The following is a 21,710-nucleotide window of genomic DNA, read 5'->3' as shown; positions in this document are numbered from 1 at the left end:
CAAAGCATTAGCAGGGCTAATTATTTTGGGAGGGCAAAGATAAGACTTCACCCTTTCCACACAAAATTTTACCCTAAAAAATTAAATAAATAATTAATAATCAATAATCCAGGTTCTTCGCGGCTGGACACTTGTACATGAAAAGGGTTTTTTTATCTTTGTTAATCTACCAAAATGGCTCGGGAAAATACACATACTCAAAAATCAACCTTCGAAGAAACGGAACTCCTCTTGGATACTGAAGGTCCCTGCAACCTGATCGTCTGGAACGATGAGGTCAATACATTTGAATGGGTGATCGAAACGCTAGTAGAAGTTTGCGGACATAGCTATGAACAAGCTGAACAATGCTCCTACATCATTCACCACCAGGGAAAATATGCTGTAAAAAAAGACAGCTACGATCGACTCAAACCTCTCTGTGATGGAATTACAGAGCGGGGGATCGGAGCAACGATCGAAGAAGTAGTGGCATAGTGAATACATTCTCACACCTCACGCCTCCTCAATTCGGCGTCACTGCAGGCAACCGGTAATGCTGCCCATCGAGTACAAACAGTTCATCAATCTCTTCTGTCCAATATTTCTTTAATGGGGATTTCTCCAGAATCTTGCTGACCTCCTGCTTATCCTTGGCCAATAAGGTGATCCATACGCGTTGAGTTTCCATACTGACCGCATATTGCTCGATCACGCCTTTGTTGATCAGATAATTGATATAGGTACGGTGAGGTGGGACCAGGTTCATAAATTCCTCATCCATATCAAACCGTATCGTCACGTGGAATTTTTTCATGAAGTGAAGACCGATTCAAAGAGAAACGATCCGTCGTTTCCCTTTGTCCGGGTAGTGGAACGTACTGGACTCGAACCAGTGACCCCTACTCTGTCAAAGTAATGCTCTGAACCAACTGAGCTAACGTTCCATGGCGGCAAATATATCGAATATTTTGAGAGATGTAAGACGTGAGTCGTGAGACGAGAATCGTGAGACGAGAATCGTGAGTCGTGAGACGTGAATCGTGAGTATCACCTCACGTCTCACGCCTCTCGTCTCACACCACCCAATCCACCACCGCATTTTCCCATTCTTCACGATAGGGTGTTACGATCCGGATATAATTATCGGTATACCCCTCCATCATACCTTCCTTGTTCCGGTTTTCAAATAACACTTTCCGGGTTTGACCAGTATGACGTTGAGTGAAATCCTGCATCTTACGATAGGATAATTCACGCAAAATTTTATTTCGTTCATGCCTGACGGACATTGGTACAACCGGGCCAAGTCCGAGTGCATGGGTACCATCCCTTTCGGAATAGGTAAATACATGGAGATAGGAAATATCCAGGTCGGCCAGAAATTGTCGGGTCTCTTCGAATTCAGCATCCGATTCGCCGGGAAACCCTACGATCACATCCACCCCGATACAACAATGAGGCATCAGCTCCCGGATACTCGTTACGCGATCGGCATATAATTCACGCCTGTAGCGTCTCCGCATCTGTCCCAATATTTTATTGCTCCCACTTTGTAAGGGAATATGAAAATGGGGCATGAAGCGACGACTGGAAGCAACCTTCTCAATGATCGCATTGGTCAACAGGTTAGGCTCAATAGAGGATATCCTGTACCGGTCGATCCCCTCCAATTCATCCAGCGCACAAATCAGGTCGTAGAAATTTTCGGAATAGCCTTCGTCTCCATGGGGGCCACGACCAAAATCGCCCAGATTCACCCCGGTCAGCACGATCTCTTTAACTCCGGTCCGGGCCAATGACCTGGCATTTTCCAATACACTCGCCACCGAATCACTCCGGCTTTTACCACGGGCCATGGGAATGGTACAAAAAGAACAATTATAATCACAGCCATCCTGTACTTTCAGAAAAGTACGGGTGCGGTCATTGATGGAAAAACTGGAATGAAATCCCGTTACCTCGCCTACGTCACAGCTACAGATCTTACCCGAATCACCCTGGGTAAGTTCGCGAAGATGACTGGCAATATTGAATTTTTCTGCTGCCCCCAATACCAGGTTCACCCCGGGTATCTCCGCGATCTCTTTAGGTTTTAACTGGGCATAACAGCCGGTGATCACGACGAGGCTTTCCGGAGCCCGTCGTTGGATCCGTCGAACGATCTGGCGACATTCTTTATCGGCATTGTCCGTCACCGAACAGGTGTTGATCACATATACATCCGCCTGGTCTTCAAACTCTTTTTTCAAAAAGCCTTCCGATTCCAGGGTGCGGGAAAGGGTAGAGGTCTCCGAAAAATTGAGCTTGCAGCCAAGGGTGTGAAAAGCGACTGTTTTGGGGGCTGACATAGCGGACAAAGGTACGAAATTTAGCGTTTCTGGCATTTACCGCGGAGAACAGGAGAACGCAGAGTTACGCAGAGGTTATTGATTAATAATTATTGTTTGTCCTGGTTTCAGTCTATAAGACTCAGTTTGTAAACAGGAACTAATAATTAATAATTAATAATTCATTTTTCTCTGCGTAACTCCGCGTTCTCTTGTTCTCCGCGGTGAACCACGTTTTGATCGGTAAAACACCCCAAATTCCTACATTTGCCCATGTCCCTGAAGAAATACGCCCCCTATCTCCTCATTGGCCTGTTACTCCTGGTCCTGGTACTGGTTCAGTGGCTAAAAAAGGACCCGGCCAATCCTGCCCCGTCTCCAAAACCCCGAACCACCACTACGACAAAGGATCCCGCCTCCCGGGTTGACCGCGACAGAGGATTCGACCGCCGCATTTCTTATATCGAATACAGCAATCATGCAAAATGCCGGATGGCCTGTCGAAAAATATCCCAGGCCGAAGTGGAAGAGATCATGCGTGACGGCACCATCAACTATAAAAAAAGCGATCTCCAGAATGCCCGCTGTCCCCGCTATGCCCTTGAAGGACGTACCCGGGATGACCAACGGGTTCGGATTATTTTTGCCCAGTGCAATGAATCCACTACCGTGGTCACCGTCATTGACCTGGAAACAGATTATAAATGCGACTGCCCGGGGGATGATAAAAAATACCAAAACAAGAATTGATGCGCCACCTGGTCAAACCCTTTCATTGGCTTTATCTGGTCTATGCCTTTTCCCTTTTTGTGGTCATGCTGATCATCATTTTCCCGCTGGTACTGCTGGCTTCCCTTTTTGGAAAGATCCGTGGGGGGAATATCATTTACCGGATATGTATGCACTGGGCGGATGCCTGGTACTTCCTGATCGGGATATGGCACCGGAATAGTTACGAATCTCCGCATGACAAAAAACGGCAGTATATTTTTGTTGCCAATCATATCTCTTACCTTGACGGTCCTGAATTGGTAAAAACCCTAAGACAGCCAATGCGAGCGCTCGGTAAAATTGAAATGGAGAAGATCCCCCTTTTTGGATTTATTTACTCCTATGCCGTGGTGAAAGTTGATCGCAGTGATGCAGAACACCGGGCTAAAAGTATTCGCAACCTTAAATCCGTTTTGAACAAAGGCATCTCGATCATCATCTTTCCGGAAGGCACCTTCAATATGACCGATCAACCGCTTCTTCCTTTTTATGACGGAGCTTTTCGCATTGCCATCGAAACCCAAACCCCGATCAAACCCATTCTTTTTCTGGATGCCTATGACCGGATGCACTATCGCTCGGTATTTTCCTTAAACCCCGGCCGCTCCCGTTCTGTTTTTCTTCCGGAGATTCCGGTAGAAGGATTGACCATAGAGGATATCGGAGCACTAAAAGAAAAGGTGCGGGGAGTGATGGAGGAAAAACTGCGATCGGTTGGCGCTTCATGGATCGGCAAAGCGTAGTCAGGCTTGCTGTGCGAGACCTCCGGTCTCGCACGTTTCTCCCGTCGCCTCTGGCGACAAAACATTCATAGATTTGAAAGTAAGGATGGGAAAAAAATTCGAGCCGCCAGAGGCGACAAGACAATCCTGCGAGACCAGTGGTCTCGCACAGCAAGCCTCCAACATCCAACATCCAACATCCGTCATCCGTCATCTGTCATCCGTCATCCGTCATCCAAGACGCTAAATCCTTAGCTTTGCCCCCTATGCCCAACCGCTACGCCGAGATCATCATTCCGTTGGCCCTGCCCAAGAACTACACCTGGCAGGTACCAACCTCTATGGCTGAGGCGGTAAAACCCGGCATTCGGGTGGAAGTGAACCTGGGCAAGAATAAAAAATACGCCGGTATTGTCAAGCGGATCCACCAGGAGAAACCGGAATTCTTTGAACCCAAAGAAATTCTGAATGTGCTGGATACAGAACCGGTGGTTTACGAAAGTCAGCTCAGGCTCTGGGAGTGGATGGCATCCTACTATATGTGCAGTGAAGGAGAGGTGATGGCTGCGGCCCTGCCTTCGCATTTCAAACTGAGCTCGGAAACGATCGTCGTGTTTAACGAGGAATTTGGTGAGGATTTTTCTACCCTTGATCATGATGAATACCTGGTAGGGGAAGCCTTATTGATCAAGAAGGAACTTTCCATTTCGGAAGTACAACAGCTCCTGGATTCCTCCCATGTTTACCCGGTCATCAACCGGTTGATCCAGAAAAAACTGGCGCATGTATGGGAAGCACTGAAGAATTCCTATACCCCCAAGAAAGAACATTTTGTGGTGCTGGAGGCTATGTATAAAGAAGAAGAAAAACTGGCGGAGCTGCTGAACAACTGGTCCCGCGCCCCCAAACAAATGGAATTGTTACTTTCTTATCTCCATTTGGAAAAGACAGAAGGTGAGGTAACTCGTCCTTCCCTGTTAAAAAAATCAGGCGCCAGTGAAGCACAACTCAAAGGGCTGGTGGAAAAAGGGATCCTGCGCGTGGAAAAAAGAGAAGTGGACAGGATCCGCTATCTCGCACCTCATGTTCAAATTGATTTTGAATTGTCGCCAGCCCAGGAGAAAGCCTGGAAGGAGGTGAAACAACAACTGCAGGAAAAATCAGCTTGTCTGCTGCATGGCGTTACCTCCAGTGGTAAGACACAACTTTATATCAAACTTATTGAAGAGCAGATAAGAAAGGGGAAACAGGTACTTTATATGCTACCCGAGATCGCCCTGACCTCCCAGATCATCCGGCGTTTACAAAGACATTTCGGGGGATATATCGGCATCTATCATTCCCGGTTCAACCAGAATGAGCGAGTGGAGATCTGGAATAAAGTGAGATCAGGGGAACTAAAGATCGTATTGGGGGCCCGCTCTTCTATTTTTCTTCCGTATCAGGACCTGGGTCTGGTCATCGTGGATGAAGAGCATGATTCCTCCTTTAAACAACAGGATCCCGCCCCACGCTATCATGGTCGTGATGCCGCTATTTTCTTTGCCTCCATGTTTCCCGATTCAAAGGTCCTGCTTGGATCCGCAACCCCTGCCCTGGAAACCTATCACAATGCCCGGCAGGGGAAATATGGCCTTGTAGAATTAATGGAAAGGTATGGAGAGGTCAATCTGCCACCGATCGAGTTTATCGATACACGCAAACTGATACAAAAGGACAGGAATAAGATCATTCTCTCCGAACCGCTCACACAAGCGATCACAGAAGTATTGGATCGAGGGAAACAGATCATCCTTTTTCAAAACCGAAGAGGGTATTCACCGCTCCAGATATGTATGGCCTGTGGATGGATACCACAATGCCGGTATTGTGATGTATCGCTCACTTTTCATAAACTGACGAATAAATTGGTTTGTCATTATTGTGGAACTACCTATCCACCCGTGGTCACCTGTGCGGCTTGTGGCAGCCATCAATTCATGCAAAAGAACTTTGGTACCGAACGGATCGAAGAACAATTGCAGGAAACATTTCCCGAAGCCCGTATTGCCCGCATGGATGTGGATACGGTCCGGGGTAAAAATGCACATGATACCCTGATCCAGCAGTTTGAGAATGGCCGGGTAGATATCCTCGTGGGTACGCAGATGGTTGTCAAAGGACTCGATTTTGACAGTGTCGACCTGGTTGGGGTATTGGATGCGGATGGGTTATTGCATTTCGCCGAGTTCAGGGTCCATGAACGCGCTTTTCAATTATTGGAGCAGGTGAGTGGCCGGGCTGGGCGAAAAGAAGCTACGGGAAAGGTGCTGATCCAAACCATGCAACCGCAACATCCGGTACTCCAATTTGTCCAGCAACATGATTACAAAGGTTTTTTTGAGGCGGAAATAAAAAGCCGCCAGCAATTTCATTATCCCCCTTTATCCCGGTTGATCCATTTAGGATTTAAACACAAGTTTAAAGAGGTGGTGGAAAAAGCGGCAGAACGTTTTGCCCAATCCTTACATAATAAATACGGAAACTATCTTGTAGGCCCTGCAGAACCCGTTGTAGGCCGTGTACGGAATCAATACCTGATGGAGTTACTTTTTAAACTTCCGCGCGATACAAAACTCATCGCGCAATGTAAACGCGATATACTCGAGCAGATCGCCATCCTGCACCAGGATAAAAGCTTTCGGAGTGTGACGGTTGTGCCGGATGTGGATGTGGTTTGAGGGAGGAGAGAGGACAGAGGACGGATGTTGGATGACAGATGACGGAGGAGGGATGACAGATGTCAGATGACAGATGACGGAGGCAGGCTGTGCGAGACCTCTGGTCTCGCACGATTGTCTTGTCGCCTCTGGCGACTCGATTATAGTACAGTTAAATTTTGTCTTGTTTAATTAGTGTCGCCAGAGGCGACGGGAGAAAGGTGCGAGACCAGAGGTCTCGCACAGCCTGCCTCCGTCATCTGTCATCTGACATCTGTCATCCCTCCTCCGTCATCTGTCATCCAAAATCCGTCACCCCTCCTCCCACTCCGCATACGAATCCCCGGTTTCGAACAAGACTAATTTCTTTAAATCAACCCCGGCGGGGAGGAATTCGATCAGTTGTTTGCGTATAAATAAGAGCAGGTTTTCTGCCGATGGCTCTGCCTCAAAGATGATAAGGTTGTGTAAGGCCAGACAGGCCGGATTTTGCTCCGTGTACTCCCGGGAAAGAAGAAGGGAATGGTCAAGAACCTGAATGATATTTTCCTGAACGATCTTTTTGATCAGTTTGAAATCAATCAATATGCCCGGCGAAGGGATATAGTCCTCTATGCTTTCATTTGTCCCAATGGTCACATGCAGGGTATAGGTATGTCCATGGATATTCTTACAAGGGCCATTGTATTGGGAAAGGGCATGTGCCATTTCAAAGTGGAAGATCTTGGTGAGTCGGATCATGGTTTTACAATTCAAACGTTAACCTACAAAGGTTGCAACGGTTAGGCAACACCGCATGATCTGTCTCATCCATTGAATTGATAATTGTCAGGTCGATGCCATTCTTTGCAGGGGAGCCTTGGGTTAACTTTGCAGCGATCATTTTTGCCAATGACAAAATCCAAAACCAAAGTAAAATTACTGGCCCCGGCGGGGTCGATGGACTGTGTAACCGCAGCCATTAATGCGGGCGCTGATGCCATCTATTTCGGAGTCGAGCAATTGAATATGCGTACCAGGTCCTCAGGTGGATTCTCGATCGGGGATATCAAAGAGGTGGTCAGGATATGTCATGCGTCGGGGGTAAAAGCCTATCTCACACTGAACACCATAATGTATGATCATGATCTTCGCCTGTTACAATTGATCTTAAAGGAGGCCCGGGAACAGGGTATTGATGCTGTGATTGCGGCGGATGTTTCCGTATTTCAGCAATGCATGGCTTTGGGTATCCCGGTACACGTTTCCACACAGGCCAATATCAGCAATCTCGCCGCCGTTGAATTTTATGCACGGTTCTCCGATCTGGTGGTTTTGGCCCGGGAGTTGACATTCCAGCAGATCGCCCATATTACGTCCGAAATAAAGCGCAAGGACATCCGAGGAGTGTCGGGAGAACCCATGCAGGTAGAGATATTTGTTCATGGCGCTTTGTGTATGGCTGTTTCCGGAAAATGTTACCTCAGTCTTCACTCCCAATGGGCTTCCGCTAACCGGGGTGCCTGTGTACAAAACTGCAGAAGGCCATATAAAGTGGCCGATGCGGAGACGGGCGAAGAGTTATTGATCGACAATGAGTATATCATGTCTCCCAAGGACCTATGTACCATTGGCATCCTCGACCAGGTAATAGAAACAGGTGTGGATGTACTCAAGATCGAAGGCCGGAGCAAGGGAGCCGATTATGTTTTTGAGACTACGAGCTGTTACAAAGAAGCGATCGCTTCGATTGAAGCAGGAACCTATACGCCGGATAAAAAAACGGTCTGGCTGAATCGCCTGAATGCCGTTTATAACCGGGGCTTCTGGGAAGGATATTATGCCGGACATTCGACGGGAGAATGGACTTCCACACCTGGTTCCAGTGCAACGGAGAAAAAGATCTATGTAGCCAAGGGTGTGAAATATTATGGGAAAATTGGGGTAGGGGAGTTTGATATCGAGACAGGAAGCCTCGAGCAGGGAGATATCGTCATGCTGATCGGGAATGCACATGGAATGGTGAAAATGAAACTGGAACCACTCATGGTCAATGGCCAACCTTCGGAAAAGGCGAAAAAGGGAGATAAGATCACGATCCCGGTGGCGACCAAGGTAGCCCCGGGCGATAAATTGTATAAGATCACTGAAGCCAATGCCTAAACTCATTCAATACCGGGATAAGTGCATTGGTTGTGGTATTTGTCATCAATTACAACCGGCCTGGTGGCGGATGTCAAAAAGGGATGGGAAAGCCACGCTGGTAAAAGGAGAAAAGAAAAATCAAACCTATGTACGGGAAATTCCACTTATTGAAGAGGAACTTATCAGGCGTGTAGTCCGCGACTGTCCCGTACATATCATAAAATGGGTATGAACAAGGATATCATTAAATTCATCAGAAAGCAAAAAACGGCTACGGTTTGTACCGTAGATGAGCAAGGGAATCCGTATTGCTTTAGTTGTTTCTATGTTTTTGACGAAGAAAAAGTCATTTTAATTTATAAAACACATGCCAATTCACACCATGTGCCAATGATGACGAAAAAAATGGAGGTGGCCGGCACGATCCTCCCTGGCAAAGCCGACCCGGTGATCGTCAAAGGTGTACAGTTTGAAGGGGTTGTTATCGGGCCGGGTGATCCGGATACAACCCATGCCTCCCGTGATTATCATTTACGCTATCCCTTTGCGCTCGCCATGGGTGGTGATATCTGGGTGATCAGGATACAGCATATCAAGATGACTGATAGCAGTAAGGGATTTGGGACCAAGATCGAGTGGAACCGGTAAAAGAATTTCCCCTCCATTCGCAGGAAACGGATAATTGAATATTCCGTAATTTCTTTTCACCTTTGCCATATGAACGTCCTCGAAAACATCTCCCTCAAACCCTATAACACTTTCGGTATAGAGGCAAGAGCAAGGTATTTTGCATCATTTTCTTCCGCCGAATCGTTGGATGGACTATTGGATCAACAGCAAAAAAGCGTCACCAGCGATACATGGATTTGGGGAGGAGGGAGCAACATCCTACTGACTCAGGACCTTAACGGTTGGGTATTGAAAAATGACTGCAGAGGAATTGAAGAGGTACATGAAGACAGGGAGTATGTATATGTCAAAGTAGGTGCCGGTGAAAACTGGCATCAGTTTGTTCAATATTGTACCCTCCGCAATTGGGCCGGGTTGGAAAACCTTTCTCTCATTCCGGGGAATGTAGGTGCCGCCCCCATTCAGAATATCGGTGCATATGGAGTGGAACTGAGGGACACTTTTCTGGACCTGGAGGCTTTTCACCTGAAAGACAAACGGATCATTACGTTTACGAATTCCGATTGCCGTTTTGGTTACCGTGACAGTGTGTTCAAACAGGAATTAAAAGGGCAGGTGGCTATCCTCAATGTCACCTTCCGATTAAAAAAGCACCCGGTCTTTCATACCAGTTATGGTGCTATCACCCAGGAATTGGAAAAAATGGGCGTGCAGCAGTTATCCATTCAGGCCATTGCTGAAGCGGTGATCCGCATCCGAAAATCCAAACTCCCGGATCCGCAATTCATCGGCAATGCGGGCAGCTTCTTTAAAAACCCTGAAATTAGTGCCCAGGAATTTAACAATTTACGCCAGCAATTCCCTGATATCGTTGGGTACTCAGTAATGGGCGACCGGGTAAAATTGGCCGCCGGATGGATGATCGAACAGTGCGGTTGGAAGGGTTATAGGAAAGGGGACGCCGGTTGTCACGAAAAACAAGCGCTTGTCCTTGTTAACTATGGTCATGCTACCGGGAAGGAGTTATTTTCCCTCAGTGAAGAAATATTGGCATCTGTCAAGAGTAAATTTGGTGTGATACTGGAAAGAGAAGTGAATATTCTTTAACATTTGCAAAACAGCGGATTTTGTTTTTATCTTGTCATTCCAAAAAAACAACTTTTATGAAAAAGATCCTTTTGACTTTATCCTTTGCTCTGATCGGATTTGTTGCTGTACAAGCCCAATCCATGTATTTTGAATTAGGTGGACCCGGTCTGGCCTCCATCAACTTTGATACACGTTTCGCAAAATCAGATGATGGATTTGGCGGTCGTGTGGGTGTGGGTGGATTTAGTGTTGGTACCAGTGGAGACCGCGTGGGGGTTGTTTTTATTCCCATCGGAGTTAACTACCTGATGGGCCGCGATGGAAAAAATTATTTTGAATTAGGCGGAGGCATCACGCCCGTGATCGCATCCAACTCTTCCAGCGATGGTGACTTTACTTCTACCTTCGGACACGTATCTTTTGGTTACCGGATGCAACCCGCTGATGGTGGCTTTACCTTCCGCGCCTTTATTAGCCCAATATTTGGTAAAGGTTATTTTATACCTTATTACGGTGGGGTATCTTTTGGATATAAATTTGGTGGAAAGAAATAATAGCCTTTTTTGGTTCTAACCGCAACGTCGCTAAGACACAAAGGGCCGCTAAGAATTCTTAGCGGCCCTTTGCGTCTTAGCGACGTTGCTATAAATATATACTTATGTAAAATCTTCGCCATCAAAATCCACTTCATCTCCTCCGCCCAAATTGATCATCGATCCCATCAGGTCCTTGAACTCAATACGACCATCGATCATTTTCTTGCTGATCAGCGAAAAGGATGCCAACCCATGTAAGACAAATTCCATCAGCAGGGCCGACTCTTTTTCATTGGCATTTTTATAAAACTTTTTTACAAGTGCATGGAGGCCTTCCACTTTATAAAGCTGTTGTACCTTATCCTCATCTTTGGTATGTAAGAAAATATCCAGATGATTGCCCTTGTCGAACCAATTGGTTACCGGACGATAGGGGTTTTCGTCTTTTTGTTCGGGGTCCTGTTTGCCTTTGACCCGACGCTTGAGTGATTCGGGATTGGGGAAATAGTTTATGAACTGACTGCGTACAGCCTTGTCCAATAGATTCATGGCTACCTGGTAAGGACCTTCCTGTTCTCCTTCGTACACCAGTTCGATCTTTCCTGTTATAGAAGGAATAATTCCCGCCAGGTCACTGATCCAAACCTGTGTTTCCTTTTCTCCATTTACAAAAGCCCTTCGTTCAGCCGTGCTGATCGCATTCTCATAGGCCGAGATCGTCAATCGTGCACTGACCCCGCTTTTTTTATCCACCAGTTCACTGCCCCTGGCTTCAAAGGCCACCTGCTCAATCAGCCTTCTGCCGAGGTCACTGATACGGACCTTTTTGCTTTGCTCTTCGGTAACCGCTGCTTCCTGTGCGGTTATTTCCAGGGCTGTTGTTATATCCTTGGGATAGTGTGTGAGTATCTGGCTCTCGATCCGGTCTTTTAACGGGGTAACGATGGAACCCCGATTGGTATAATCTTCCGGATTGGCCGTAAAGACAAAAAGAATGTCCAATGGCAGCCTCAATTTGAAACCACGTATCTGTACATCTCCTTCCTCCAATATATTGAACAAAGCCACCTGAATCCGTGCTTGCAGATCGGGCAATTCATTGATCACAAATATGCTCCGGTTGCTCTTGGGGATGATACCATAATGGATCACCCGCTCATCGGCAAAAGTGAGTTTGAGTGTAGCCGCTTTTATGGGATCCACATCGCCAATCAGGTCGGCCACGCTTACATCAGGTGTGGCTAGTTTTTCTCCATAACGTTGGGCCCGGTGCAACCAGGCAATTGGGGTATCATCACCTTTCTCAGCAATCAGGTCGAGTGAATAACGGGAGATGGGATGCAGGGGATCATCATTGATCTCCGATCCGGCTATTACGGGAATGTATTCATCCAGCAGATCGGTCATTAGCCGGGCCATGCGCGTCTTGGCCTGCCCCCGCAATCCTAAAAAAAGGATATTATGCCGGCTAAGCAAAGCGGTCTCCACATCCGGGATCACCGTATCCTCATAGCCCAGGATGCCCGGGAAACTATTCTCTTTGTTCTTGAGCCGCTTGATCAGGTTCTGCCGGATCTCTTCTTTGATCGACCGGGATTGATACCCCGATTTCTTTAACTGTCCTAAGGTCTTTATTTCGTTGTGTTTCATTTCAATATACTGTTTTCCTCTTCCCCGATTCAAAATCCCGGAATATGAACGCCCCCAATTTATCCAAACTTGCAAAAAAGGCCTTTCCATTATTCGTTTCCGTAAACTCCTGCACAAACCGCTGCAGATAGGGATCGGTCGCGATCATAAAGGTTGTGATCGGGATCTTTAATTTTTTACATTGGGCCGCCAGGTTCATACACCGGCTGGTTACCTTTCGGTCAAGGCCAAAACTGTTTTTATAATAGCGTTTACCGATCTTCAAACAGGTAGGCTTCCCATCCGTGATCATAAAGATCTGTTTGTTCGGGTTCTTTCTTCTTCTCAAAATATCCATTGCCAGTTCCAGGCCGGCTACGGTATTGGTATGATAAGGACCGACCTGCAAATAGGGCAGGTCTTTGATCTCCACCGGCCAGGCGTCATTCCCAAATACCACTATATCCAGGGTATCCTTGGGATAACGGGTGGTGATCAATTCACTTAAGGCCATGGCCACTTTTTTGGCGGGTGTGATCCGGTCCTCGCCATAGAGGATCATGGAATGGGAGATATCGATCATCAGCACCGTAGAGGTCTGTGATTTAAAATCAGTTTCTTTAATGCTCAGGTCATCTTCCTGGATATGAAATCCTTCAATGCCATGATTGATCTGTGCATTGCGGATGGATTCCGTAAAATCGATTTGCTCCAGCATATCCCCAAAGCGAAAAGGGCGTGTTTCGGGATTTGTCTCATCACCTTGTCCGGGCTTATGGGTTCGGTGATCACCCTGTTTGGTCTTTTTAAGCTTGCCAAAAATGTCCTCCAGGCTTTTCTTACGAATACCCTGTTCGGTCTTTGGGGTGATCTTTATCTCTCCTTTTTGATTCTCGTCAGTCAGGTATCCCTTCTCTTTCAGGTCATCAATAAAATCCCCCATCCCATATTCACCATCGGTCAATTGGTATTGTTTGTCCAGTTCATTCATCCAGGACAAAGCTTCGCCCGCATCCCCACTGGTATAGGTGAGAATTTGCAGGAAAATATCGAGCAATTGCTCGAATCTTGTTTTCCCTTCCTGATTGGGGTCATAGCCTCTGAAATGGTATCCTTTCATGGTTTCCTATTCACCAATTTACGACAATATTTCGCGGTGATAAGTAATAAATAACACGCTAACAACGATTCAGTTCAAAAATAAAAAAGCCCTCCGCAGGGAGGGCTTTGAAATATGAAACAAAGGTTAATTTACTTTACCTGTATCCTTGGGTATTGTATCCTGTCCGGCTCCTCCAGGCTGCGGGATGGCAGGAATTTCTGGTAGGGTTGACTTCGCGGCCTTCGCGGGGTCATAGCGCAACAACACCGTATTCAATACTTCTTTGAGGCTGTTGTTGATGGCTTCTTCGGTGCGAAGCCCGGTGTAAAATTCAGGTTTACTATTCTTCAGGTAGGTATAATATTTTTCCTGTTCATCCAGGTCCTTCACCAGTGCCTTTCTCACTTTTTCTGCCAATACGGTATCACCGGTTTTGTAGGCGGCTTCCATATAGATCAGGCTCGACTGGTTGTGGGCATTGTAATGGGCAGCTGCTGCATAGGGGAGGTTAGCCGGGTTTACCATGCTCTCAAATTTAGTGAGCAGTTTACGCCCGTCTTCTTTTCTTCCTTTGTCGGCCAGGTTACCAGCCATTTCAGCAAAGGCATTCCGCATTCCCAGTGCTTCACGACGGTTAACTTCATCGAGATAAATACCAGGTTTATTCAGGGAGCCGGCCGCAAAAATATTCATCAGGCGGCTGTACATCGAGTCGGTATTGTTTTCCCGGATCTGTGTACCTCCCAGGTAATTCTCGCGCATGGCCTGCTCGGTAGCCCAATTGGCCTGTGGAGCTTCAACCATTTTAGGGATCAGGCGGTAAACTGTTCCTTCCTTACGCAGGTTTTGGTAAAAACCAAGGTCCGGATAGGGGGCGGTAAAGCAGATCGGACGGTTCCAATCATTGGAGGCGATCAGGGCCAGAATGATCAGGTCACTCTTGGTGATCGGCTTTCCTTCCTGAACTTCCAAACGCAGTTCGGTCATAACCGGATCCGTTGGAAGCAATGTACCATTGGCCTTAACCTTGGCTGTATCCACAGGTACTTTGAATTTGCGTACCGGATAATACTGTTCGTATTTGGGTAAACGAAGGGCTTGCAATACGGTGTCGAGATCATTATACACTTCCTGGTTCAGTTCAGGACGGAAGCGCAGGTAATTGCGTTTGTTTCCTTCAATATCATCCACACTGAATACGACATCCAGTGCCTTGGAACCATTCACCGCATTACGCAGTTGATTGATATACCAATCGATTCCCAACAAGCTGTTATTAACGATGCGTACATCAGGACGGATATTTTCTACTTCCTGTGCATACCAGAGCGGATAGGTATCATTGTCACCAAAGGTGAAAAGGATCGCGTCTTTGGGACAGCTCTCCAGGGTATTCCGGGCGGTTTCACGCGCCAGGTCTTTTTTACCACGGTCATGGTCATCCCATTCCTGGCTGGCCATTAATAAAGGAATGGCAAGTCCAACAACCGCAAGCGAACCGGTCAGGGCTTTGCCATTTCCGGATAGGGCATTGAAAAGGAAATAAAGTATTGTTGACACAGCGGCAAACAGGGCTGTAGACATCACGGCAGAGATCAGCATGCTTCCCCCTGTTCCAGGCGCACCTGCCATCAAAATAATGAGGAAGGTGAGGATGGAACCATAGGTCAGTGTAGCCACCAGGTCTTTTTGTTTTTCCTTGTGTTCTTTGATCAGTCTATAGAAACCTACCAGCGAAAGCCCGATCCAGATAGCAAAGGCGTAGAAGGAACCCACATAGGCATAATCGCGTTCACGGGGCTGGTTACCCGGTTGGTTCAGGTAAAGCACAATGGCGATACCGGTAAAGAAGAATAGCAGGAAAGTGACCAGCCAGTCTTTTCGGTGAAACAGGAACTGGTACACACAACCCAAAATCCCAAGGATAAAGGGAAGCAGGAATAACTTATTGTTGGCCTGGTTCTCTTTCAATGATTCAGGCAACTTTGATTGGTCTCCCAATCTTGCATTATCGATAAAGGAGATACCGGTGATCCAGTTGGCATCCCTTTTATTACCCGAGGCCTGAAGATCGTTTTGACGACCAGAGAAATTCCACAGCAGGTATCTCCAGTACATCATTCCCATTTGATAACTCATGAACCATTCGATGTTATCTCCATAAGTGGGCTTCTTTACGGCGATCCGGTCACCGGGTCTTACCACAGCGCCCTTCTGCACAGTGATCTGTGCATTTTCGCCCACTTCATAAAAGTCAGGTTGTCCCTGCTCATTCTGCGTTTGCACACCCACACCGGGTGTTACTCCAGTGATCACACTCAACTGACGGGCCTTCACTTCCAGATCAAGCCAGTCAACATAGGTATCAAAATGGTATTGGTCATTCGATGCATCCCATACACGTGGGAAGATCATTTTATCCTTACTATCATATACATATTCAAAGTCTTTTCCCAACTCTTTGTATTGCGTAGAGTCTTTGCGATAACGCATCCTTGTTTCTTTGACATCCACTGGTTGTGATTCAAATGTGGGGCCATATAAAAGGGGAGCGCTACCGTATTGTTCACGGCCAAAATAAGAGGCCAGGCTCATGGGATTGTCCACATTCGCCATATCGATCACAGGATTCGCATTCGAGCGGATGAGGGTCGTCACATAGGTAGAGAAACCTACCAGGATGAAAAGAAAACACCAGATCCCCAATCGCAACAGATGGCTGCCTTTTTTGCTGGCATAACGAAGACCAACCCATGAGAGCAGTCCCAATAAAGCAAAGAAGAAGCTAAACCCGGAGAAGAAGGGGAGTCCGAAATTGTTGACAAATATGCGGTCCATACCTGCCGACCAGCGGGGTAATAAATAGATAAATATCCATAAGGCCAGACCCGTGATCAGTCCACTGAGGATAAAGGCGAAAATCCCTCCGCGCACCGAATAGTTATAGCGGCGGTAGTAGTAGATCATTACGATCGGGGGAATGGTCAACAGGTTCAGCAAGTGAACAGTAACGGCCAGACCGATCATAAAGAAAATAAACACGATCCAGCGGTCAACCTTGGCTTTTTCCGTGGCGTCTGTTGCCAGTTCATCCGCGTGCTCCCATTTCAGCATAGCCCAGATGATCAGGGCGGTGAAGAAGGAAGAAAGAGCATAAACCTCACCTTCTACCGCGCTGAACCAAAATGAATCACTAAAAGTATAGGCCAGGGCGCCTACAGCACCGGCGGCCATGGTAACGATCATCTGTTGTGAATCGAGGTTCTCACCCGCCTTTACAAACATTTTGCGGGCAAAATGGGTGATGGACCAAAACAGGAATAAGATGGTGGCGGCACTGGCCAATGCGCTCAACAGGTTTACGGCGCTGGCTACATTTTCGGGGTTTCCACCGCTGAATAAAACGATGAACAATTTACCCATCATGGAAAAGAAGGGTGATCCCGGTGGGTGGGGGATCTCCATTTTATACGCACAGGCGATAAACTCGCCGCAATCCCAAAAACTACCGGTGGCCTCGCGGGTAATGGTATAGGTTACCGCCGCGATCAGAAACACGACCCATCCGGTGATGTTATTGACTTTCCTAAAATTCATAACGTATTGATTTGACCCCTTTTTTATCGGGAGTGCCAAAAATAATTAATAATCAATAATTAGGAATTAAATATATCCCAAACCTCTGTCCAGCCCTGGACCCGTCGGTGACGGCCATTTTCCCGTAAAAGGTTATGGGGCTGGGAGAACAGGATGGTGTCCCCGGAAAAATGGTCCAGGTTCTTGAAATGGTCATCGATCATCCAGTCGGCCCGGATGATGGTCTTTGACCCGCAGAACACCATTTGTTGCCAGGATATAAAGGGGAAATGTTGTCCCAGCCAGACCTGTTTCTCGGGCAGGCTTTGAGGAAATTCCGTGGCGGCCGAGACGATAAAAACATCAAACCGGTCGTGGAGGGCTTTCAATACCTCCTGGCTATGCGGGATCACCGGGGCGGTAAGAAAGAAACCCGGTTCATATACATGTTTTCGGCTATGCGGGAAGGCATCCAATTCTTCTACCCCGGCTACTTCGGCCAGGGATTTTCTTTCTCCAAAATCCCGTTCATGATAGCGCAGAAACTGCTCGGCCACATCGGCCAGTACACCATCCATGTCCACAGCAATGCGAAGGCGGGGATTTGTCATCTGAAAACAGGGTTAAGGTTCAAAATGGATGCGTATCGTTTGATAGAATAGCTGGTTTTGCAGGATCGCGGATACCCGGCCATTCTTCTCGTTATAGCCTTTTAAACCAAAAAGGCCTGCGGCATTGCCTTTGTTAATGGCGATCTCCAGGTAACCGGCTGAATTGAACAAGGCCAGTTTTTCCCCTTCAGGGGCATCCGCATAGGTCTGGCTGATCCGGTCGATCACCTCGTCCCGTTTAAAAATGATCTGGAATTTCCGGCCATTCCGGTTCCGCTCAAATTCTTCGCGGGTGATATTCACCACCACATTTTCAAATTGATCAATGAATATGATCTTCCCTTCCATACCCAGGTCATCCACCACCGGTCTCAGTGGGTTCTTTTCAAGATAGTTCACATCCGGCACACCGATATCCTTGATCGAAGTCCCATTGACCAGTTCATGCGCTACCCGGCCCATTGCCGCGGCAATACCGATAGTGGTTTTTTCCGTCGATTTCAGGGGTATTCCAATGATCATTTCCGGTTTCTCTTCCAAAATCATCGTCAGTAAGCCGTTATCGGCGCAAAGTATATATTGGTTCTGGTGAAAGGCCAGGAGAAGTTGTTCCGGTTTCCGGTCAAACAGGTTGACGAGGACCAGGTGGTAACTGTATTCAGGAAAATGTTTAAAGGCATTGCGGCAGACATAGGCCGCCTGAGGATAATTAAAGGCCGGAATCGAGTGCGATACATCCACGATCGTAAAACCCGGATCGATCCCCAGCAGGGTGGCTTTCACCGCGCTCACCAGATAGTCCTGGTGACCCATTTCCGAAGTTAATGTGATCAATGCCATCCGTGAATCCCGTTATTTAACTAGTTTGCCTTCCTTGTAAAAGAATTTTCGTGTCATCTTATCGGCGAAAGAGGGAAAGAATTTGTTGAGGAAAACGGCCCTTTTCCCGGTAAAGGTCATCACGATCTCGCGCTTCCGTTTACGGATCCCGTTCAGGATGATATGCGAACATTCTTCGGCCGTCATCATTTTCCCTTCATCCATAGGGCTTTCCCCATGGGCCTGGCCCTCTTTGTTCAGGGCGGCATTCCGGATATTCGAGGTAGTGAATCCCGGGCAAACCCACATCACATTTACCCCGCTTTCGAGCATTTCCGTGCGGAGGGCTTCCAGCCATCCCCGGAGGGCAAATTTGGAGGCGGAATAGCCGCTACGGCCGGGCAATCCCCGGTATCCTGCGATCGAAGAAACTCCAACGATTGTGCCTTTCCGTTCCAATATGGAGGACAGGGCATAATGCGTGCAATACACCGATCCAAAGAAGTTGATCTCCATGACCGTACGGATCACTTCGGTACTGGCCTCCGTCATTTCTGCCCGCATCGAGATACCTGCATTATTGATCAGTATATCCACGCCCCCAAACATTTTTATGGTCATTTCCACAAGGCGACGGCAATCGTTCTCGTTGCTCACATCCGCGATCATGGTATGAAGAGGGGAGGAGGGGTATTGCGACTGGAGTTGGTAGAGTTTATCCGGATTACGGCCACAGGTGGATACTTTGGCCCCCGATTGGAGCAACTGGTCAACCATGGCGCGACCGATACCATCGGTACCTCCGGTGACAATGACGACTTTATTGGAAAAGAAGGAGTTCATGGGGTGTAAGTTGTTGGTATGCAAACCTAAATTAATTTGTCCAGACTCGAACGCTTGTTTGTGGATAACCCTTCCGTTTAAAGGGGTGTAAGACAATCAAATAAGACAGATTATTTTTTGGCAACTAAAAGAATCCCCCTTATTTTTGCACTCCCAAATTTTGAGGGATGATTCCGTAGCTCAGTTGGTAGAGCAATACACTTTTAATGTATGGGCCCTGGGTTCGAGTCCCAGCGGGATCACAAAAAGGGGCAAAATGGTAAAATGACCAGTTTGCCCCTTTTTTATTGACAGAATATGGTGGTCTCCTCCTGAATTGGCTGTTGTCAACTTAATTTGAATGGGCTGTCGCTGTCCACCCAAAGATTACAGCCCGCAGCGATTAAATGTCGATAGGAACTTATTAAACCAATTGAAAGTGGGATGTATCCTAGCGCAAGTGTACCGGCTTTAATTGCTTTGCGGCGCTTTCAATTATTTCACTAATTCTTTTTTTCCGGGTTTCAGGCGTCCTGGCAAACACCAGCCAGGAAAGGATTGATTTTTGTGCCGATTTGCTTAAGCTATGGTAGAATGCTTTGGAACGAGGTTTTCTTGCCAACGCTGCTTCCAGGTCGGGGGGAATGATCAATGCCTCCACATCGTCTAAAATGGTCCAGGAGCCATTTTGTTTGGCCAATTCAATACTGGCCAATCCTGCTTCAGCCATCTGGCCACTGGCGATCAGCTGCTCCACTTTGTCTTTATTGATCTTTGACCAGGTGCTTTTCGGCTTTCGCCTGCTGAAATATTGATGGGAGGCATCTTCATCAACCTTGATTATTTTGCTGTCAATCCAGCCAAAACACAAGGCCTCATCCACCGCATTACTCCAGGTAATGGATTTTTTACCTGATTTTTTATTATAATAAACAAGCCAAACAGCTTGTTTGGAAAGATGGTTTTTCTCCAACCATTTTCTCCAGGCTGTTTGGCTTTTAGGGTAAAATACGTCTATCTTTTTCTCCTGCATTTTACTTTAAATCTGCAATGATTATTTTCTTTTGACTAAACGTGTTCATTAATGCTTTTCTGCTGATGGCGGGGTCACTATGGTGAATCAGGTCAAAGTATTCAGTGGGTACCACCTGCCAGGATAGCCCATATTTATCCTTACACCATCCGCAGGGTCCTTCTTCTCCACCATTGGAGGTTAGCGCTTCCCAATAGTAATCAACCTCAGCCTGGTCTTTGCAGTTTATGACCATGGATATAGCTTCAGTAAATTTAAACATGGGTCCTGCGGCTAATATGCTGAATTCTACCCCGGCTATTTCCATTACAGCCGTATCAAATTCGCCCGATAAATTATCATCAGCGGAATTGGCAGGGTTCCCATCTTTTGGCATTTGGGTGAACAGACGGTAGTCTTTTAGCTTTCCATCCTTAAAGATGGAGAGATAATATTCCACTACGGCCTTGGCGTCTTTTTCAACCCATAGGCAAGGAGTTATTTTTTGGTGTATCATTTTGCTTTATTTAAGTATTAAGTTGTCAAGTTATAGATTTTCTCAATTTTTTTTATTGCCAGGCTTAATAATTTCCAGATCGTTCCAAGGTAATTGAGATATCAAAAAGCCTTTTAGTTTCACTTTTATCTTCATATAAGGCTAAGTTCATTTTGACATTGTCGGAATGCCATTGTAAACCTTCCGAAATGATTCTTTTGTCCGGCGATTGTAAGAATTTCTTTTTTTTGCCTGAAGATTTCCACTGCTCTTTAAAATATTGGCAGAGCTGACGAAAGTCCTTTTTGGCCTTCTTTTCAAAGTCTTTAAAAAGCGAGGGTGTATAAATTTGGCTGATCATAATTCTAATTATGGTATCAGATACAGTTGTGACGGCAATGACTCTAAAAGATATTCCTCCCAGCATGTAAGGGTCATTTATTGCAACTGGATATGAATAAGTATATTCAGTTTGACCATTAAATTCAAGCTTTCCAACTTCTTTAAGTAGACTGGTGCTGTCCTGGATATTTAGAACCTTGCCTAAGAGAAAGGGAGAAATTCCTCTGTGAATTTCAAAGTGACCCAATTGCTGTGCTACGCTATAATTAAAAGCGCCAAAAAGTAAAAGTAAGGAAATGTATGTTCGGAAAAGGGTTTTATTATAGGGCATTTCTTAACTATATGGTTCAGTAATTTGTCATGGCGAAGTTTGGAAATTAACAAGAAATTTATCCGTAATCGAAGGTAGATTTATCTTTTA

Annotated in this window: 20 protein-coding genes, 2 tRNA genes and 1 pseudogene; 10 read left to right on the top strand and 13 right to left on the bottom strand. The window is 46.6% G+C overall.

The window, feature by feature from the left end:
* Window positions 1–174: 174 nt before the first annotated feature.
* Complete coding sequence (locus J0M30_12570) at window positions 175–477, top strand: ATP-dependent Clp protease adaptor ClpS (protein MBN8668326.1); 303 nt, start codon at window positions 175–177, stop codon at window positions 475–477.
* Between the two features lie 28 nt (window positions 478–505).
* On the opposite strand, the gene J0M30_12565 is transcribed toward J0M30_12570, so the two are convergent.
* The 3 genes from J0M30_12565 to mtaB form a co-directional block, all read right to left on the bottom strand.
* Entirely contained in the window at window positions 506–796 is a 291-nt protein-coding gene (locus J0M30_12565) for a hypothetical protein (GenBank protein MBN8668325.1), read from the bottom strand.
* A gap of 55 nt (window positions 797–851) precedes the next feature.
* Window positions 852–926: transfer RNA gene (locus J0M30_12560), tRNA-Val, on the bottom strand.
* A gap of 129 nt (window positions 927–1,055) precedes the next feature.
* Window positions 1,056–2,330, bottom strand: coding sequence for a tRNA (N(6)-L-threonylcarbamoyladenosine(37)-C(2))-methylthiotransferase MtaB (gene mtaB, locus J0M30_12555; protein MBN8668324.1), 1,275 nt, complete (start codon window positions 2,328–2,330; stop codon window positions 1,056–1,058).
* A gap of 252 nt (window positions 2,331–2,582) precedes the next feature.
* Here mtaB and J0M30_12550 point away from each other — a divergent pair, with 252 nt between their 5' ends.
* The 3 genes from J0M30_12550 to priA all read left to right on the top strand — a co-directional run bounded on the left by J0M30_12550 (window position 2,583) and on the right by priA (window position 6,522).
* Window positions 2,583–3,059 (top strand): DUF4258 domain-containing protein, encoded by a 477-nt coding sequence (locus tag J0M30_12550; protein ID MBN8668323.1) that lies wholly within the window; start codon window positions 2,583–2,585, stop codon window positions 3,057–3,059.
* Window positions 3,059–3,823, top strand: a complete 765-nt coding sequence (locus J0M30_12545; GenBank protein MBN8668322.1) for a 1-acyl-sn-glycerol-3-phosphate acyltransferase — start codon at window positions 3,059–3,061, stop codon at window positions 3,821–3,823. Before J0M30_12550 ends, J0M30_12545 begins: the two co-directional genes overlap by 1 nt.
* Before the next feature lie 245 nt (window positions 3,824–4,068).
* Entirely contained in the window at window positions 4,069–6,522 is a 2,454-nt protein-coding gene (gene priA, locus J0M30_12540) for a primosomal protein N' (protein MBN8668321.1), read from the top strand.
* Window positions 6,523–6,813: 291 nt separating this feature from the next.
* Here the strand turns inward: priA and J0M30_12535 are convergent, their stop codons facing one another.
* Window positions 6,814–7,242 (bottom strand): 6-carboxytetrahydropterin synthase, encoded by a 429-nt coding sequence (locus J0M30_12535; protein MBN8668320.1) that lies wholly within the window; start codon window positions 7,240–7,242, stop codon window positions 6,814–6,816.
* 150 nt (window positions 7,243–7,392) lie between these two features.
* Here J0M30_12535 and J0M30_12530 point away from each other — a divergent pair, with 150 nt between their 5' ends.
* The 5 genes from J0M30_12530 to J0M30_12510 all read left to right on the top strand — a co-directional run bounded on the left by J0M30_12530 (window position 7,393) and on the right by J0M30_12510 (window position 10,898).
* A complete protein-coding gene (locus J0M30_12530) occupies window positions 7,393–8,643 on the top strand; it encodes a U32 family peptidase (GenBank protein MBN8668319.1) in 1,251 nt (416 codons plus the stop codon).
* Window positions 8,636–8,857, top strand: a complete 222-nt coding sequence (locus J0M30_12525) for a ferredoxin (GenBank protein MBN8668318.1) — start codon at window positions 8,636–8,638, stop codon at window positions 8,855–8,857. Before J0M30_12530 ends, J0M30_12525 begins: the two co-directional genes overlap by 8 nt.
* Entirely contained in the window at window positions 8,854–9,273 is a 420-nt protein-coding gene (locus tag J0M30_12520; GenBank protein ID MBN8668317.1) for a pyridoxamine 5'-phosphate oxidase family protein, read from the top strand. Before J0M30_12525 ends, J0M30_12520 begins: the two co-directional genes overlap by 4 nt.
* Window positions 9,274–9,342: 69 nt before the next feature.
* Window positions 9,343–10,362: a UDP-N-acetylmuramate dehydrogenase gene (gene murB, locus J0M30_12515; GenBank protein ID MBN8668316.1), complete on the top strand. Its 1,020-nt coding sequence runs from the start codon at window positions 9,343–9,345 to the stop codon at window positions 10,360–10,362.
* A 56-nt stretch (window positions 10,363–10,418) separates the two neighbouring features.
* Window positions 10,419–10,898, top strand: a complete 480-nt coding sequence (locus tag J0M30_12510) for a hypothetical protein (protein ID MBN8668315.1) — start codon at window positions 10,419–10,421, stop codon at window positions 10,896–10,898.
* A gap of 102 nt (window positions 10,899–11,000) precedes the next feature.
* On the opposite strand, the gene J0M30_12505 is transcribed toward J0M30_12510, so the two are convergent.
* The 6 genes and pseudogenes from J0M30_12505 to J0M30_12480 all read right to left on the bottom strand — a co-directional run bounded on the left by J0M30_12505 (window position 11,001) and on the right by J0M30_12480 (window position 19,460).
* Window positions 11,001–12,530, bottom strand: a complete 1,530-nt coding sequence (locus J0M30_12505; GenBank protein ID MBN8668314.1) for a magnesium chelatase — start codon at window positions 12,528–12,530, stop codon at window positions 11,001–11,003.
* A gap of 1 nt (window position 12,531) precedes the next feature.
* Complete coding sequence (locus J0M30_12500; protein ID MBN8668313.1) at window positions 12,532–13,629, bottom strand: VWA domain-containing protein; 1,098 nt, start codon at window positions 13,627–13,629, stop codon at window positions 12,532–12,534.
* A 2,322-nt stretch (window positions 13,630–15,951) separates the two neighbouring features.
* Window positions 15,952–17,208, bottom strand: a pseudogene (locus J0M30_12495) (DUF2723 domain-containing protein).
* Between the two features lie 59 nt (window positions 17,209–17,267).
* Window positions 17,268–17,798: a 5'(3')-deoxyribonucleotidase gene (locus J0M30_12490; GenBank protein MBN8668312.1), complete on the bottom strand. Its 531-nt coding sequence runs from the start codon at window positions 17,796–17,798 to the stop codon at window positions 17,268–17,270.
* Window positions 17,799–17,810: 12 nt separating this feature from the next.
* Window positions 17,811–18,638, bottom strand: coding sequence for an SAM-dependent chlorinase/fluorinase (locus tag J0M30_12485; GenBank protein MBN8668311.1), 828 nt, complete (start codon window positions 18,636–18,638; stop codon window positions 17,811–17,813).
* 12 nt (window positions 18,639–18,650) lie between these two features.
* On the bottom strand, window positions 18,651–19,460 hold the full coding sequence (locus tag J0M30_12480) for an SDR family oxidoreductase (GenBank protein MBN8668310.1): 810 nt from the start codon (window positions 19,458–19,460) through the stop codon (window positions 18,651–18,653).
* Window positions 19,461–19,629: 169 nt separating this feature from the next.
* Between J0M30_12480 and J0M30_12475 the strand changes: the two genes are divergently transcribed.
* Window positions 19,630–19,702 (top strand) — tRNA-Lys (locus J0M30_12475).
* Between the two features lie 188 nt (window positions 19,703–19,890).
* On the opposite strand, the gene J0M30_12470 is transcribed toward J0M30_12475, so the two are convergent.
* The 3 genes from J0M30_12470 to J0M30_12460 all read right to left on the bottom strand — a co-directional run bounded on the left by J0M30_12470 (window position 19,891) and on the right by J0M30_12460 (window position 21,620).
* A complete protein-coding gene (locus J0M30_12470) occupies window positions 19,891–20,472 on the bottom strand; it encodes a YdeI/OmpD-associated family protein (GenBank protein ID MBN8668309.1) in 582 nt (193 codons plus the stop codon).
* Between the two features lies 1 nt (window position 20,473).
* Window positions 20,474–20,968 carry a VOC family protein gene (locus J0M30_12465; protein MBN8668308.1) on the bottom strand — a complete coding sequence of 165 codons (495 nt, stop codon included), beginning with the start codon at window positions 20,966–20,968 and terminating at the stop codon, window positions 20,474–20,476.
* A 64-nt stretch (window positions 20,969–21,032) separates the two neighbouring features.
* Entirely contained in the window at window positions 21,033–21,620 is a 588-nt protein-coding gene (locus J0M30_12460; protein ID MBN8668307.1) for a hypothetical protein, read from the bottom strand.
* Window positions 21,621–21,710 lie beyond the last annotated feature (90 nt).

The organism is Chitinophagales bacterium (assembly GCA_017303415.1).
In the GTDB taxonomy this organism is placed as follows: domain Bacteria; phylum Bacteroidota; class Bacteroidia; order Chitinophagales; family Chitinophagaceae; genus SpSt-398.
The sequence above is the reverse complement of the archived record's forward strand: the minus strand, read 5'-3'. Positions and strand labels throughout refer to the sequence as shown.

Coding starts and splice junctions, on each gene's coding strand:
- J0M30_12505 (MBN8668314.1), bottom strand. CDS start 12,530: ATGAAACACAACGAAATAAAGACCTTAGGACAGTTAAAGAAATCGGGG.
- J0M30_12535 (MBN8668320.1), bottom strand. CDS start 7,242: ATGATCCGACTCACCAAGATCTTCCACTTTGAAATGGCACATGCCCTT.
- J0M30_12545 (MBN8668322.1), top strand. CDS start 3,059: ATGCGCCACCTGGTCAAACCCTTTCATTGGCTTTATCTGGTCTATGCC.
- J0M30_12470 (MBN8668309.1), bottom strand. CDS start 20,472: ATGCAGGAGAAAAAGATAGACGTATTTTACCCTAAAAGCCAAACAGCC.
- J0M30_12530 (MBN8668319.1), top strand. CDS start 7,393: ATGACAAAATCCAAAACCAAAGTAAAATTACTGGCCCCGGCGGGGTCG.
- J0M30_12465 (MBN8668308.1), bottom strand. CDS start 20,968: ATGATACACCAAAAAATAACTCCTTGCCTATGGGTTGAAAAAGACGCC.
- J0M30_12485 (MBN8668311.1), bottom strand. CDS start 18,638: ATGGCATTGATCACATTAACTTCGGAAATGGGTCACCAGGACTATCTG.
- J0M30_12500 (MBN8668313.1), bottom strand. CDS start 13,629: ATGAAAGGATACCATTTCAGAGGCTATGACCCCAATCAGGAAGGGAAA.
- J0M30_12520 (MBN8668317.1), top strand. CDS start 8,854: ATGAACAAGGATATCATTAAATTCATCAGAAAGCAAAAAACGGCTACG.
- J0M30_12460 (MBN8668307.1), bottom strand. CDS start 21,620: ATGCCCTATAATAAAACCCTTTTCCGAACATACATTTCCTTACTTTTA.
- mtaB (MBN8668324.1), bottom strand. CDS start 2,330: ATGTCAGCCCCCAAAACAGTCGCTTTTCACACCCTTGGCTGCAAGCTC.
- J0M30_12565 (MBN8668325.1), bottom strand. CDS start 796: ATGAAAAAATTCCACGTGACGATACGGTTTGATATGGATGAGGAATTT.
- J0M30_12525 (MBN8668318.1), top strand. CDS start 8,636: ATGCCTAAACTCATTCAATACCGGGATAAGTGCATTGGTTGTGGTATT.
- J0M30_12510 (MBN8668315.1), top strand. CDS start 10,419: ATGAAAAAGATCCTTTTGACTTTATCCTTTGCTCTGATCGGATTTGTT.
- J0M30_12550 (MBN8668323.1), top strand. CDS start 2,583: ATGTCCCTGAAGAAATACGCCCCCTATCTCCTCATTGGCCTGTTACTC.
- J0M30_12490 (MBN8668312.1), bottom strand. CDS start 17,798: ATGACAAATCCCCGCCTTCGCATTGCTGTGGACATGGATGGTGTACTG.
- murB (MBN8668316.1), top strand. CDS start 9,343: ATGAACGTCCTCGAAAACATCTCCCTCAAACCCTATAACACTTTCGGT.
- J0M30_12570 (MBN8668326.1), top strand. CDS start 175: ATGGCTCGGGAAAATACACATACTCAAAAATCAACCTTCGAAGAAACG.
- J0M30_12480 (MBN8668310.1), bottom strand. CDS start 19,460: ATGAACTCCTTCTTTTCCAATAAAGTCGTCATTGTCACCGGAGGTACC.
- priA (MBN8668321.1), top strand. CDS start 4,069: ATGCCCAACCGCTACGCCGAGATCATCATTCCGTTGGCCCTGCCCAAG.